Origin of the sequence: Anaerolactibacter massiliensis (genome assembly GCF_900290205.1) — a bacterium.
Classification (GTDB): domain Bacteria; phylum Bacillota_I; class Bacilli_A; order Erysipelotrichales; family Erysipelotrichaceae; genus Bulleidia; species Bulleidia intestinalis.
This window is the reverse complement of the sequence record NZ_OLMH01000002.1, coordinates 1579789-1595689: the sequence shown is the minus strand read 5'-3', so window position 1 is coordinate 1595689 and position 15901 is coordinate 1579789. Positions and strand designations below refer to the sequence as shown.

Below are 15901 nucleotides of genomic sequence, written 5' to 3'. Positions count from 1 at the left end.
TATGTGCAGAATGGTTGCTGGCTCCGGAGCTTTCAATCCTGAAACGAGGAATCAGAGTAGGGAAAGACGTGGTCTTCACGTTATAGGAGAATGGATTGATGGATCCAGTGAGTGCAGAACAGATTCTGTTCTGAATACGGGTGGTACCGCGCATAATTCAATGCGTCCCGGGAGATGATTCTTCCGGGATTTTCTTTTCCGGAATTTCATCCAGATCCTCAATGAAGTGCTGGACAGGAGGAAAAAAGGAAATGAAATTCAGAAAGATGATGTATGCGGCAGCGGCTGTTATGCTTGCAGGGTGCTCTGCTTCCGGAAGCTCTGCGACCGCTGCTGCGTCGGAAAGCAGCCAGACAGAAACGACAGGAACCGCAGGATCGCAGCCTATCGTGATTGCGGTGATCAATGATATGACAACCATGGATTCATCGCTGGTTACTGATGAAACTTCCTTCAGCATGCTGTCGCTGTGCGAGTCGGGGCTGGTTCAGTTTGATGAGAACAAGGAACTGGCTCCGGATCTGGCTGAGAGCTGGGATGTCAGCGAAGACGGATTGACCTATACGTTCCATCTGAGAGACGGCATCGTCTGGTCGGATGGGACTCCGATCACTGCTTCTGATTTTGTCTATTCCTGGCGGCGTCTGGTAGATCCGGATACTGCTTCAGAATACAGCTACATCATGGAATCGATCCATGTCGTGAATGCGCAGGCGGTCATTGACGGATCTATGGATCCGACGAAGCTTGGCGTGGAAGCACCGGATGACAGCACGTTTGTCGTACACCTGGATGTGCCGTGTTCGTTCCTGCTCTTCTGCATGTCTAACCCGCAGTTCTACCCGCTTCCGGAAAGCTTTGTCGAAGCACAGGGAGATCAGTATGCGCTGTCCCCGGATAACATGCTGTACAGCGGGATCTATACGATGACGGGATGGGTGACCGGAAATTCCTATACCTTCACGCATAATGACAGCTACTGGGATGCAGCGAACTACCCGCAGCAGGAAATTGTGATCTCCTATATCCAGGATTCCCAGACTGCAATGCTGCAGTATGATTCCGGGAATCTGGATCTCGTCACGCTGACGGGCGATATGATTGATCGCTACAAGGATGAAGACGGATATCTCTCCACGCTGACTTCCGGTGTCTGGTGGCTGGCTCCGAACATGGAAGATGCGGATCTCTCCAATGCAAACCTAAGGGAAGCAATCTCCTATGCGGTGGATCGTCAGACGATCTGCGAATCTGTTCTGAAGACAGGTGCCATTGAAGCGGACGGACTCATCGCCAAGGATGTCTCGGCTGGACCGGATGGCACGGATTTCCGCGAAGCAGCAGGAGATCTGACTGAATATGATCCGGACAAAGCGGCAGAGTGCTATGCGGAAGCAGTGAAGGAACTCGGCCATGATGCGAATGTAGAGATTCTCTATGATGATACGGATGAGACGAGCAAGGTAGCTGAGAATCTGCAGCAGATGATTCAGAACGCATGCTCTGGCATCACGGTGACGCTTTCCCCGAAACCGAAGAAGACGAGAATCGAATTCATGCTGAGTCATGACTTCTCGATGGTTCTGACGAGATGGGTTCCGGATTATGCAGATCCGCAGTCTTATCTGGACATCATGAAGACGGGTGCTTCGATGAATGGCGGCCAGTACAGCAATACCGAATTCGATGAACTGGAGACGAAAGCGACGAGCGGCGAAGATGCTGCGGATGCAGAAGCTCGTTTCCGGGATATGATCGAAGCAGAAAACATTCTGGTTGCCCAGGACCATGGCATCATCCCGATCTACCAGGAAGGCGGCGCCATCATGGTGAATCCTTCTGTGAAAGGATATCTGTCCCTGGTCATTGGCACCGGTTCCTACCGGCATATGGTTAAAGAGTGAAAGAAGGGATGAAGATGCAGGACTATTCAGAAAGACCGATTTACTGGTTCAGGAAGATCTCGGAGATTCCGAGGCCTTCCTATCATGAAAAAGAAATCAGTGACTTCATTGTGAAGTTTGCGGAAGAACATGGGCTGAAAGCAGAACAGGATGAAGTCTGGAATGTGATTGTCGAGAAGCCTGCATCTAGTGGCTGTGAACATGCACCTGCACTGATTCTGCAGGGACACATGGACATGGTTCCTCAGAAGCGGCCTGGTTCGGATCATGACTTTCTGAAAGATCCGATCCGGCTGAAAGAAGAAAACGGACTTCTGAAAGCGGAAGATACCACGCTCGGAGCAGATGACGGACTCGGAGTTGCGTGGATGCTGGCAGTGCTGGAAGATGACAGCCTGATCCATCCGAAACTCGAATGCTTGTTCACTGTCCAGGAAGAAGTGGGACTCGGCGGAGCGATGCATCTGAAGCCGGAAGCCATCCGGGCCGATCGTCTGCTGTCGCTGGACTGCTGTGCAGAAGGGATTACAGATCTCTGCTGTGCCGGAGGGCAGTATGCATACATGGATGCGAAGCTGAACAGAACTGTGAATGACAGTCCGGTCTATGAGATTCAGATCAGCGGTCTGAAAGGCGGGCACTCCGGAGCAGATGTTCATCGGGAACGCGGCAATGCCATCTGCATTGCGGCAAGGATTGCTGAAGAGATGATCCGCAATGGAATTCAAGTAAGAGCAGTCTCCATGAATTGCGATGAAAAGGCAAATGCCATCCCGAGAGCCTGCAGTTTCCGGTTCGCTTCTGCTTCAGAAGAAAAGAGAATCATGGACTCCATCCATACCAGTACTGAGAAGATTTCCGAAGAACTGCATTCTTCGGATCCGGGCTTTGCATGCACAGTCATTCATACGGATCCGGAAGAGACAGCTGCAGACGAGGCTTCCACGAAGAACATGCTGGACTTCCTCTGGCTGGCTCCGAAAGGATTCCAGCATCGCAGCATGGATCCGGAGCTGAACGGATTGACCGTGACTTCCCTGAATGCTGGCACGGCCGAGACTTCAGAGGATCAGATCACCGTGACATGGCTGATCCGTTCGATGTTTGATTCCGCTGCGGCTGATCTGCTCGATATCCTGAAGACTCTTGCAGAACGGTGCAATGTCGGCTTCCGATATACGGAATTTTTCCCGGGCTGGCAGTATGCAGAACACTCTGAACTGAGAGAGATCTATTCAGAAGTCATGAAGGAGCAGGGCAGGGAGCTGAAGACGGAGGCAGAACATGGCGGCCTGGAAGCAGGCATCTTCGCAGCCCTGCATCCTGGTCTTGATATCTGCACGCTCGGCGCGGACTGCCGATATTACCATACATATGATGAGGAACTGGATCTTGCCTCGTTTGCAAGAGGGTATGAAACCCTGAGAGGCGTGATCGCGAAATGTGCAGAAGAACAAAAGTAAGCACTGAAGTTCTTCGGAAAGCGATCTGAAATTGCAATCAGAGTCATGCGTGCCGCTGTATTGAGATGAATGCAGCGGCTTTTTCGTGCATGTCAGGAGGTGAGAAAACAGATCTCATGCAGGAATGCGTACATTGAATTTTTTAAAGCTGGCGGAGAACAGAAAAAAATATCGCAAAAACGCGGAAAAAATCCGTAAAACTTAGCAAAACCGAAAAAATATGGAAGAAAAAAGAAATAAAAAGCAGAAATAATTCAAAAAATGAAAAGTAGAGCCAAAGAGTCATTGCAAATCTCCGGGAGGATTCTAAAATGCTCTTATTACCAGAGAGGAGGGGATTCAAATGATGTACTTTCGAAAACTGCCGTGTTCTGTTTTATCCATTATCATGCTGGCTGGATGCAGCTCCGGTACTGCTTCTGCAACGGCGTCCAGCACCAGTTCAGGCAGCGCATCTGCCGCTTCTGCTTCGGATAACAGCGGAACGGTTACCATTGCGATGGATGCGGATCTCAACACCATGGACTATGAAGTAGCTACGGATGGCGGATCATTCACGCTGCAGGAGATGTGCATGGCGGGCCTTGTTCAGATTGATGAGAATGGTCAGCCGCAGCCTGATCTTGCTGAAAGCTGGGAAATCAGCGAAGACGGCATGACGTATACCTTCCATCTGCGAGAAGGCCTGACGTGGTCGGATGGAACGCCGCTGACGGCTGCAGACTTCGTCTTCGGATGGCAGCGTCTGGTTGATCCGGATCTCGCTTCTGAGTACAACTTTCTGGAAACGACGATCGGTGTCGTGAATGCATCGGAAGTCATCAACGGTGAAGTCGACAAGAGCGAGCTTGGCGTAGAAGCACCGGATGATACGACCTTCGTGGTGCATCTGTCGCAGCCGTGCGGATTCATGATGTCGCTGATGGGATTCCCGTCACTCTTCCCGCTGAATGAAGCGTTCTATGAGTCTGAGGGTGATTCCTATGCACAGAGCATCAATGATCTGCTGTACTGCGGCCCGTATACGATGACTGAGTGGCAGACTGGCAACCAGTACACGTTCACGAAGAACTCGGATTACTGGGATGCGGATCATACGCAGGTTGAAACCGTGGTGTTCAAGTTCCTTCAGGATACCCAGTCCGCAATGCTGGAATATCAGAGCGGGAATATCGATGTGGTTCAGCTTTCCAGCGAGCAGGTTGATGCTTATAAGGGTACGGAAGGGTTCACGCAGCTGCTGGCAGCGTATTCCTGGAGACTTGATTACAACTATGAGAATGAACTGCTGCAGAACAAGGATCTCCGTGAAGCGATCTCCAAGGCGCTGGATCGTACTGCAATTGCAGAGAATGTGCTGAAGGACGGCTCGATCGCTGCCAAGGGATTCATTCCGGAACAGTTTGCGTACGGAACGGATGGAACCGATTACCGGGAAACAGCAGGAAACCTGATTGTGGAAGATGTCAGCGAAGCACAGGCTGCTTATGAACGGGCGAAGGAAGCGCTCGGAGATGATGTGACGCTGACGCTGCTGTATGAAGACAGCGAAGCATGCAAGGCGGTTGCTGAGAACCTGCAGCAGCAGCTGGAGACGAATCTGCCTGGTATTACCATCAATATGGACTGCCGGCCGAAGAAAACACGTCTGGAACTCATGAATTCGCATGATTATGAGATCGGTCTGACCAGATGGGGCCCTGACTATGCGGACCCGCAGACCTATCTTGACCTGTATAAGTCTGATCAGCCTGGCTATACAGGTTCCTACAGCAATGAGGAATACAATGCAGTGATGGATAAGGCTGAGACTGGCGAGGATGCGGCGAATGCAGAAGCACGCTGGGCTGACCTGATTGAAGCTGAAAAGATTCTGATGGACGATTATGCAATCTGCCCGATCTACCAGAATGGCAGGGCAATGATGATCAATCCGGAAATCGGAGGAATCTACTTCCTGATGGTCGGCGGGGCTCCTTATCGTCACATGTATTTCAAAAAATGAAAATGTTTCAAAACGGCTGAATTCTGAAACCGGAGAGCTTCTGAAGAAATGAGGGAAGCCCTTTGAAAAATCTCAAATCAGGCTTTGCAAAGGCGACGAATGCATACTGAAGGATATGTATGCGCGGGAAACCGGCAGAAAGGCGAAAATTCCATCTGCGCGTTCCTGAACCATGAAAAAATGAATGATATTAAATGAAAAAACTGAATAAAGTGTGAAAATATGTCAAAAATATGTTGAAAATCATGAAAATCAAAAATAAAATTCTAGGTATTCCAGAGAGGAGGGAATGAAATAATGAAAAGCTTCAGAAAAGTTCTGACTGCCGGGCTGGCAATGGCTATGCTGGCCGGTTGCAGCAGCGGAGGAGACAGCTCCGGTTCAGGGAGCACTTCTTCCGGCAGCACTGCAGCGGCTGCTTCGGGTTCGGGATCTGCCGTAACCGTCGCAATCGATGCAGACCTGAACACGATGGACTATGAGTACGCTACTGATGGAAACTCCTTCATCATGCAGTCCATGTGCATCGGCGGTCTTACCCAGCTGGACAAAGATGCTCAGGCACAGCCGGATCTGGCCGAGAGCTGGGATGTCAGTGAAGATGGTCTTACTTACACATTCCATCTGAGAGATGGCATCAAGTGGTCGAACGGGGAACCGGTTACGGCTGCAGACTTCGTCTATGGCTGGCAGCGTCTGGTCAGCCCGGATCTCGCATCCGAATATAACTTCATCGTTTCCACGATCGGAGTTGTGAATGCCGATGAAGTCATCGCCGGCACAAAGGATCTCAGCGAACTTGGTGTTGAGGCAACGGATGATAAGACCTTCGTCGTTCATCTGTCTCAGCCGTGCGGATTCCTGCTGCCGCTGATGGCATTCCCGTCATTCTTCCCGCTGAACCAGGCATTCTATGAGTCCGAAGGTGCCAACTTCGCGCAGAGCACTTCTGATCTGCTGTATTGCGGCCCGTATACGATGACCGACTGGCAGACTGGCAACCAGTACACGTTCACGAAGAACCCGGATTACTGGGATGCAGACAACATCACAGTTGAGAACGTGACCTTCAAGTTCCTGCAGGATACCCAGTCCGCAATGCTGGAATACCAGAGCGGAAACATCGATGTCGTGAAGCTTGCTAGTGAGCAGGTTGATGCTTACAAGGATGCAGAAGGTTTCACCACACGTCTGCAGGGCTATGCTTGGAGACTTGACTACAACTTCGATAATACGACACTGCAGAACAAGGATCTCCGTGAAGCAATCTCCAAGGCAATCGATCGTACGGCAATTGCAGAGAACGTCCTCAAGGATGGTTCTGTAGCTGCAGAAGGATTCATTCCGAAGGAATTCGCTTATGGCCCGGATGGCAAGGATTACCGTGAAACTGCAGGCAACCTGATTGTTGAGAATGTTGAAGAAGCACAGGCTGCTTACGAAAAAGCAAAGGAAGCACTCGGCGGAGATGTGACTGTAACACTGCTGTTTGAAGACAGTGAAGCCTGCAAGGCAGTTGCAGAGAACCTGCAGCAGCAGCTGCAGACCAACCTGCCGGGTATCACGGTCAACCTGGATTCCAAGCCTAAGAAGACTCGTCTTGAACTCATGCAGAATCATGATTACGAGATCGGTCTTACCAGATGGGGTCCTGACTATGCAGATCCGCAGACCTACCTCGATCTCTTCAAGTCTGACAGAGCTGGCTACACTGGCTCCTACAGCAATGAAGAATACAATGCTCTGATGAACAAGGCTGAGACAGGCGAGGATGCGGCGAATGCAGAGGCTCGCTGGGCTGATCTGATCGCAGCTGAGAAGATGCTCCTGGATGATTATGCAATGTGCCCGGTCTACCAGAATGGCGGCGCAATGATGATCAATCCGAAGGTTACTGGCATTGAGTTCCATAATGCTGGTGTTGATTCCTATCGTCATCTGACAAAGGCAGAGTAATCTGCCGGGACTGAAACTGACAGACAATAACAGAGCGAGGGGTTTACTCGCTCTGTTATGGTTTTAGAAAGGATAACAAATGTCAAAATACATTCTGAAACGATTGGTGATCAGTCTTCTGACCTTGCTGGTGATTATCTTCGTGTTGTTTCTGATGCTGGACCTGATGCCGGGTTCTCCGTTCAACGATGAAAAGCTGACTGAAGCACAGAAGATTGCCCTTTATGCAAAGTACGGACTGGATCAGCCGTTCTTCATCCGATTTCTCAAGTATCTGCAGAATATGCTGCATGGAGATCTCGGCGTCTCTTATGTCATCAACAAGAACCGCAATGTCACGGATCTTCTCGGAAACCCGCTTCTGGTTTCGATCCGCATCGGCGCGCAGGCCATGGTCATCGGTTCGATTCTCGGATTGCTGCTGGGTATTGCGGCTGCACTTCATCATAACAGCTGGATCGACTCTCTCTGCTCGATCGTCTCCATTCTAGGTGTGTCAATTCCCTCCTACGTCTTTGCACTCCTGCTTGCTTATTACATCGGCTTCAAGCTGAAGTGGGCTCCGATCCTCTACAATTCGAACAATCCTGTCAATTCATCCGTATTGCCGACGATCGCGCTGGCGATGTTCCCGATGGCGAATATCTCCCGTTTTGCACGTTCGGAAATGATCGATGTCCTGAGTTCTGATTATATTTCCCTCGTTGAGGCAAAAGGTGTCAGAGAGCGTCCGCTGATCATGCATCATGCACTCCGCAATACGATGATTCCGCTCGTTACCATCATGGGACCGCTGCTGGTCAACCTGCTGACTGGTTCCATGGTTGTCGAGAAAGTCTTTGCAATTCCGGGCATCGGCATGCTGATGGTGCAGGCGATTCAGTCGAATGACTATAACGTTGTCATTGCCTGTGCATTCGTGTATTCGGCAATGTACATCATCATGATGCTGATCGTTGATATTCTGTATGGCGTCATCGACCCGAGAATCCGTGTGGCGAAAGGAGAAAAGTAAGATGAGTGAGGCAATGAAACCAGAGCTGACCGATGAAATCGTAGATGACTTCACGAGTGACGATTTCGTCTTCGTGCAGCGGAATGAAAAGCTTCATGATAAGGTTTACAAGACTACTTCCTATGCCCATGATGTCTGGGTGCATTTCAAAAAGAACAAAGGTGCAGTATTCGGACTGATCATCATCGCGATCATCATCGTGATGGCAATCATCGGACCGATGATCTCTGGCTATGGTGCAGAGACTATCGATCTCTCCCAGCAGTCGCTTCCGCCGAGAATCCAGGGACTGGAGAATATCGGAATCTTCCGCGGAACGGAAAAGGGTGTTGATGTCTATGCAGAGAAAGGATTCACGGACGTCTATCACTGGTTCGGAACCGATACCAACGGACGTGACCTGTTTACCAGAGTCTGGGAAGGTACCCGTGTATCTCTGATCATTGCGTTTGCGGCAGCAGCGATCGATATCGTGATCGGTATGTCCTATGGTCTGATCTCCGGCTACTTCGGAGGCAAGGTCGATATGGTCATGCAGAGAATCGTTGAAATCCTGAATGGTATTCCGACCCTCGTCGTCGTGACGCTGCTCGGACTGGTCATGCCGTCCGGCATCAGCTCCATCGTATTTGCATTGATGATCACCGGCTGGATCGGCATGTCGAGAATCTCCCGTGCTGAAATGCTGAAGCTCAAGGAATCTGAATACGTATTAGCTTCGAGAACTCTCGGTGCCAAGAGCTTCTACATCATCTTCAAGGACATCATGCCGAATATCTTCGGACAGCTGATCATCATGTCGATGTTCTCGATTCCGAATGCAATCTTCACAGAAGCATTCCTGTCGTTCGTAGGTCTCGGCATTCAGCCTCCGCAGGCATCGCTTGGCTCATTGATTTCGGATGGCTACAAGTCCATGACGATTCATCCGTTTATCCTGATTGCTCCGATCATCGTACTGGCGCTGCTCATGCTGAGCTTCAACCTGTTCGCTGATGGCATCCGCGATGCATTCGACCCGAACCAGAAGCAAGGATAAGGAGGAACGTTTATGTCAATGATTCCGAGAAAGAAAGAAGACCGGGTTCTGTCCATCCGAGACCTGAATATCTCCTTTGAGACCGCTTCCGGAAGAGTCAATGCCATCCGCGGCGTCCGCATGGATCTGTTCCGCGGCGAGACGATTGCGATCGTCGGCGAATCCGGTTCCGGCAAGTCTGTCACCGTCAAGACCATCATGGGCATCCTTGCCAACAATGGCCGCATTGATTCCGGAACGATCAATTACACGTTCACGAATGAGAAGGGCGAACGTGAGACGGTTGATCTCACGAAGCTCACGCAGAAAGAAATCCGCTATCGCTTCAATGGCAAATACATTGCCATGGTATTCCAGGATCCGATGACTTCGCTCGATCCGACCATGCAGATCGGCAAGCAGATCATGGAGCCGATCCTGACCCATGAACATACCAGCAAGGAAGAAGCCAGGGCGAGAGCCATGAAGCTTCTCGAAGAAGTCGGCATCGAGAATCCGGAGAAGCGCTTCAAGGAATACCCGCATCAGCTCTCCGGCGGCATGCGGCAGAGAGTCGTCATCGCAATTGCGCTTGCCTGCAATCCTGACATCCTGATCTGCGATGAACCGACTACTGCTCTTGATGTCACGATCCAGGCTAAGATCCTCGAACTGATCAAGCGCCTGCAGGAAGAACACAATATCTCTGTCATCTATATCACGCATGACCTCGGCGTCGTTGCGAAGGTTGCCGATTATGTCGATGTCATGTATGCAGGCCGCATCATCGAGAAGGGCGATATCAACGAGATCTTCTATGATCCGCGCCATCCTTATACCTGGGGCCTGCTGGCATCGATGCCGGATACCGATACGAACTCCACGCGTCTGTTTGCGATTCCGGGCACTCCGCCGAACCTGCTGGAACGGATTCAGGGAGATGCATTTGCCCCCAGAAATCCGTATGCGCTTGCGATCGACTACAAGGCTGAACCTCCGATGTACAACGTCGGCGGCAAGCATCGTGTAGCTTCCTGGCTCTGCGATCCGCGGGCTCCGAAGGTAGAGATGCCGGAACAGCTGAAGGAACGCATTGCCAAGATGAAGAAGGAGGACGAGCTCTATGACCGCCATTGATTACAGCAGTCAGCCGCTGCTGCACGTGGAAGGACTGAAGCAGTATTTCCGCATCAGCCGCACTTATACCACGAAAGCAGTGGACGGGATCAGCTTCGATATCTTCAAGGGAGAGACCTACGGTCTGGTCGGTGAATCCGGCTCAGGGAAGTCGACTACCGGCAGAGCTGTTATCCGCCTCTATGATCCGACCGCGGGAAAGATCATCTTCGATGGGCATGACATTTCAGGCAAGCTTTCCAAAGAAGATGAGGCTTATCTCAGAATCAATATGCAGATGATCTTCCAGGATCCGATGGCCTGCCTCAATCCGCGCAAGAAGGTCAAGGAAATCATCGCAGAAGGTCTGGAACTCCATCACCTTTATAAAGATCAGGCAGATCTGGATGAGAAAGTCTATTCCATTCTGGATCGTGTCGGTCTGTCCCGTGAACACGCGACCCGCTATCCTTCGCAGTTCTCCGGCGGTCAGCGGCAGAGAATCGGAATTGCCAGAGCCCTGATCATGCATCCGAAACTTGTCATTGCCGATGAAGCAATTTCCGCCCTCGATGTCAGTATCCAGGCGCAGGTGGTAAACTTGATGAAGGACCTGCAGGACGAGATGGGCATCACGTATCTGTTCATTGCACATGACCTGGCAATGGTCAAATATATTTCTGACCGCATCGGGGTCATGCATCTGGGCTATATCGTTGAAACCGGAACCACCGATGAGATCTTCGAGAATCCGATTCATCCGTATACAAGATCTCTTCTCTCTGCAATTCCTCATCCGAATCCGATCGTCGAGAAACAGCGCAAGTCGATTTCCTACGATAAGGAAAAGGAAGGCGTTGATTACAGCAAAGGAACGATTCATCAGGTGACAAAGACGCACTCCGTGATTGCGACGGAAGAAGAATTTGCAAAGTGGTCCGCACAGAAATATACGGACTGACCTATCAGAGACCTGCAGATATTTGCTCTGCAGGTTTTCGTTCAGAAGGAGATATTCATGAAAGGATCGTACTATATCAATCAGAATCAGCATTCTGAGATTTCGTATCTCACGGATGTCGGAAAGAAGGAGGATCCGGAGCTGTATGAATCCGGGAATATCCAGAAAGCAGGATGCGGCATCTGTTCGGCAGCGATGATGCTGAAGGATCTGAAGAACCGTGAGGTTCCTCTGGAGGAGCTGGTTCAGCTTTCCTATGCAAGCAGGGCAAATCTGGAGCCAGGCACCGATATGGAGATATTCGGGAAGGCGCTTGCTGAAAAATACGGACTGAATCTATTCCAGTCGAACTCAGAAGCGGATGTCATTTCCTGCCTGGCGCATGGCGGAGCATGCATTGCCAATGTCGGCGGCGATCATGGAGACCATATCGGCGTTTTCTCCAGCGGCGGTCATTATATCTATGTATTTGACTATGATCCTGAGACAAAGCTGTTCTCGATTCTTGATCCAAGTCTTTCCGAAGGCAAATTCGAAAAGGAGGGAAGGAAGGGCAAGGTTCAGCTCAGAGGGAACATTGCAATGACCGATGCGAAGGTGCTTGCGGCAGATACGGAAAACCGTGATCCTGGCTATTATCTTTTCTTCCGGAAGCCGGTGATCGGCATTCTCGGAGATACCTTCATGAGTGAGCCCGGCCTGTTCGTTTCTGCGGAGAAAGAATACTGCAATGCGGATTATATCCATGCCGTGCTGAGCAATGGCGGAATTCCGGTCATTATTCCTTCCGAGCTGCTGCGTCTCGATCCCCAAAGCGCACTGTCGATGGCGGATGGTCTGCTGTTTCCAGGCGGAGAAGATGTGGACCCTCTTCTGTATGGGGAAGAAGCGGAGCAGAAGTGCGGTGCGGTCCGGCCGGAAATTGATGAAGCCTGGAAGAATGCTTATGAGTATGCTGAAGCCCATCGGCTTCCGATGCTCGGCATCTGCCGCGGGATTCAGTTTCTGAACGTGATGAGGGGCGGCACGCTCTGGCAGGATCTGTCGGATTATCGCCCGGATGCGCTTCAGCATCTTCAGCAGTACAAGCGCTCTTATCTGCACCATGCAGTTACGCTTGAAAAAGATACGTATCTCCGGAACCTGTTCCAAGCGGATTCCGTCATGACCAACTCCATGCATCACCAGGCGGTGAAGAAGCTTGGCAAAGGATTGGTTGCAGCAGGCCGTGCAAAGGACGGAGTCATTGAAGCAATGGAAGATGAAGAAGGGCTGATCATCGCCGTGCAATGGCATCCGGAAGGACTGACGGAAAGCAATCCGATCATGAATCTTCTGTTCCAGGATCTCGTGAAACGGTGCGGCAGGAAATCATGATTGTGAGAACAGAGAACAGATCACTTTTCTGCACCAGGATCAGTCTGGAAAAGACCATGAGGTCTCATGTCAGTCTTATGGAGGAAAGAAACCATCAGTTATGAAGATCGGATATTACAACGGCGTGATGGGACCGATCGATGAAATCAGGATCCCGATGCAGGACCGTGCCTTGTTTTTCGGAGACGGAGTCTATGATGTGACGTTTGCCAATGACGGAAAGCTCTTCGCCATGGAAGATCACCTGGACCGTTTTTATCAATCCTGCAGGATGCTGAGAATTGATTTCCCGCTCAGCCGGGAAGAGCTCGCAGCTGAAATTCAGAAGTGCGCGGACGCTGCGGGAAAGGGAGAAGTGATCCTCTACTGGCAATCCAGCCGTGGCAACTGCCCAAGAAATCATGTCTTCCCGGATTCATCTGAAAAACCGACTCTGCTGATCACAGCTTCAGAAGGAAAGCCGATTGATTATACTCATCCGATGAAACTCTGCACGGATGAGGACACCAGATTCTATCACTGCAATATCAAGACTCTGAATCTGATTCCGAATGTCATGGCAGCAGAACATGCCAGAGAAGCCGGCTGCAGTGAATCGATCTTCCATCGCGGCAATCAGCTGACCGAATGCGCGCATAGTGCATTGCTGCTGCTGAAAGATGGAAAGCTCTTTGCTCCGGTTCTCAATGAACTGGTGCTGCCGAGCATCAGCCGCAAGCATCTCTTCGAGATCGCAGAAGCTCAAGGCATTCCCACTGAAGCAAGGGATATCACAATGGAGGAAGTCTTCGATGCCGATGAAGTCATCGTATGCAGCACGACCAAAGTCTGTGCGCATGCTGATACCATCGACGGAAAGCCGGTGGGCATGAAAGACCCGGAACTCTTCGGCAGATTGCAGAAAGCCTACTTTGATCGGATTGAGCGTGAGATCGGACTGAAACTTGGATGAAGCCTCGGAAATGCATGCAAGGATCAGGAATCACAATACTAAGGCGAGGAAGCCCGTCACTTCAGTGATCAGGAGGAATCGTCTTTTTTGATCAATACCGCTTCAAACTAAATAGATAAACAACGTATATCTAATGTTAATGTGATATAATTTTGGTGTGAGAATGCACGATATGAATGATTCCTATACGCATAAAAAAGGACTGGTTTATAAAAATCAGTTTCATATTATCTTCTGCCCGAAATATAGAAGGCCTGTACTGGTTGATGGTGTAGATGAACGACTGAAAGAGATTCTTTTTTCTGTTGCTTCAGATTTTGATGCATCTATTAAAGCCATGGAAGTAATGCCGGATCATGTCCATCTCTTTGTGGAAATAGATCCTCGTGTTCCTCTGCACCAGTTCATCAAATCTTTGAAAGGAAGATCATCAAGAATCCTGCGTGAAGAATTTCCTTGGCTGAAAAGCCGTATTCCTTCTCTTTGGACAAGAAGTTACTTCTGCTGCACGATCGGCCATATTTCGGAAGATACTATCCGGCGGTATATCGAGGACCAAAAACATGTCTAGATATGAACGCACGGATTCCTTTATCCTGACGCTTGAGGCAGATATTCCAGACCGCACATTTATCGAGAAATATTTTCGTGTTATGGATCAGATCTACAATGGCTGCCTGGATGTGGCGCTGAAGCGGCTCCATAAGCTTCAGATGGATCCGGAATATCAGGACCTTGTAAGGGATAAAACATTCAAGGACCGCAGTAAGAAGATCCGCCAGAAACAGCTTGAATATGGTTATACAGAATATCAGCTTCATGAGAAAGCGGCAGAGATGAAACACCATTTCTCAGATATCGTCGGAATCGATGAGTGCCAGAAACAGGCTACGAAAGCATTTCGCGCAGTTGAGAAACTTCGGTTCCATGAAGCAGAGCATGTCAGGCATCATTCCAGATACGATGACACTTCTGTAGAAGGTAAATCCAAGAACTCTGCTTTAAACTATCGGAACGGGCTTCTGTACATAGGCAGAAACCACAAATACGAGGTCATCATGAAACCGGATGATATATATGCGAAGGAGGCGATCCGAAATAACCGACTAAAGTATGTCAGACTCCTTCGAAAAACAGTCCGAGGCAAGACAAGGTACTTTGTCCAGCTGGTACTCAGAGGCAAGCCACCGAAGAAACATGAATATGGTTCGGATACTGTTGTGACCGGGCTTGATATCGGAGTTTCGACAGTTGCGGAGGTATCCAGCAGGCACGTACAGCTTCATGAACTGGCGCCGGATATTCCAGCAATTGATGCAGAGATTCGTAAGATAAGCCGATCTATGGATCGAAGCAGACGGGCTACGAATCCGTCCAATTACAACTCCAATGGCACGATTCGCAAGGGGATCAAGCTTCAATGGACATATTCCGCAAGATATGACCGATTGCGAAAAAAGCGGAAAGAACTGTACCGGAAACGAGCAGTGCTTATGAGGATGTCGCATGAGATGCTTGCCAATGAGATCCTTGAGCGCAGCACGACCATTATCTGCGAGACGATGAATTACCGCGCTCTCCAAAAACGTTCAAAGGACATGACAAGAAACGCAAAGAATGGCAGGATTAATCGAAAATCAAGATTTGGAAAAGCTCTCGCAAACCATGCACCATCAATGTTTGAACGCATACTGGATCAGAAACTTCATTACATCGGTAAAGAACTGATCCATACGGATACTGCAAAGATTCGGGCATCACAGATCAATCATGTGACTGGCGAGATGATCAAAAAGGATCTTAGCGTACGATCATTTGAGATTGCCGGAAACACCGTACAGCGGGATCTCTACTCTGCGTTTATTACCGGTCACACCTTATATTCCTCGGAAGACTCTATGAAGCCGGATACGGTCGATTATGAGTCTTGTGCAAATGATTTTGAAAGCTTCATCTTCCTTCAGAACAAAGAACTGGAACGACTGACATCCGAAAAGAAACTCAGCTGGTACATCAGTTGAGCAGCACCATGAGTTGATCTCTCAATAAATGGATCCGGCTGATTGACTGTGCAGCCGTTAAGCGGAAGCGAAAATGTACAGCAGGTCATGATATGGCCGGGCTGAAGCGGCAT

12 protein-coding genes are annotated in these 15901 nt (G+C 49.9%); all 12 read left to right on the top strand.

Translation table 11 applies throughout. The annotated features are described in order from the left end of the window. Window positions 1–251 precede the first annotated feature (251 nt). The 12 genes from C7E00_RS11175 to C7E00_RS11120 all read left to right on the top strand — a co-directional run bounded on the left by C7E00_RS11175 (window position 252) and on the right by C7E00_RS11120 (window position 15788). Window positions 252–1904 (top strand): peptide ABC transporter substrate-binding protein, encoded by a 1653-nt coding sequence (locus tag C7E00_RS11175; protein ID WP_167836570.1) that lies wholly within the window; start codon window positions 252–254, stop codon window positions 1902–1904. Between the two features lie 14 nt (window positions 1905–1918). Then, window positions 1919–3367 (top strand): beta-Ala-His dipeptidase, encoded by a 1449-nt coding sequence (gene pepD, locus C7E00_RS11170; protein ID WP_167836569.1) that lies wholly within the window; start codon window positions 1919–1921, stop codon window positions 3365–3367. Between the two features lie 343 nt (window positions 3368–3710). Then, a complete protein-coding gene (locus C7E00_RS11165; protein ID WP_105304343.1) occupies window positions 3711–5372 on the top strand; it encodes a peptide ABC transporter substrate-binding protein in 1662 nt (553 codons plus the stop codon). 297 nt (window positions 5373–5669) lie between these two features. Further along, window positions 5670–7328, top strand: coding sequence for a peptide ABC transporter substrate-binding protein (locus tag C7E00_RS11160; protein ID WP_105304342.1), 1659 nt, complete (start codon window positions 5670–5672; stop codon window positions 7326–7328). Window positions 7329–7407: 79 nt separating this feature from the next. Then, window positions 7408–8343, top strand: coding sequence for an ABC transporter permease (locus C7E00_RS11155; RefSeq protein WP_105304341.1), 936 nt, complete (start codon window positions 7408–7410; stop codon window positions 8341–8343). Between the two features lies 1 nt (window position 8344). Further along, complete coding sequence (gene opp3C, locus C7E00_RS11150) at window positions 8345–9382, top strand: oligopeptide ABC transporter permease (RefSeq protein WP_105304340.1); 1038 nt, start codon at window positions 8345–8347, stop codon at window positions 9380–9382. A gap of 12 nt (window positions 9383–9394) precedes the next feature. Next, complete coding sequence (locus tag C7E00_RS11145) at window positions 9395–10498, top strand: ABC transporter ATP-binding protein (protein WP_275656064.1); 1104 nt, start codon at window positions 9395–9397, stop codon at window positions 10496–10498. Then, window positions 10485–11438 carry an ABC transporter ATP-binding protein gene (locus tag C7E00_RS11140; RefSeq protein ID WP_105304339.1) on the top strand — a complete coding sequence of 318 codons (954 nt, stop codon included), beginning with the start codon at window positions 10485–10487 and terminating at the stop codon, window positions 11436–11438. Before C7E00_RS11145 ends, C7E00_RS11140 begins: the two co-directional genes overlap by 14 nt. 57 nt (window positions 11439–11495) lie before the next feature. Then, the gene (locus tag C7E00_RS11135; RefSeq protein WP_105304338.1) at window positions 11496–12815 is read left to right on the top strand and encodes a gamma-glutamyl-gamma-aminobutyrate hydrolase family protein; all 1320 of its coding nucleotides are present in this window, start codon (window positions 11496–11498) and stop codon (window positions 12813–12815) included. Between the two features lie 100 nt (window positions 12816–12915). Then, complete coding sequence (locus C7E00_RS11130) at window positions 12916–13767, top strand: aminotransferase class IV (protein WP_105304337.1); 852 nt, start codon at window positions 12916–12918, stop codon at window positions 13765–13767. A gap of 172 nt (window positions 13768–13939) precedes the next feature. Next, complete coding sequence (gene tnpA, locus C7E00_RS11125) at window positions 13940–14338, top strand: IS200/IS605 family transposase (protein WP_105304336.1); 399 nt, start codon at window positions 13940–13942, stop codon at window positions 14336–14338. After that, window positions 14331–15788 (top strand): hypothetical protein, encoded by a 1458-nt coding sequence (locus C7E00_RS11120; RefSeq protein ID WP_105304335.1) that lies wholly within the window; start codon window positions 14331–14333, stop codon window positions 15786–15788. The genes tnpA and C7E00_RS11120 overlap by 8 nt, the downstream gene beginning before the upstream one ends. Window positions 15789–15901 lie beyond the last annotated feature (113 nt).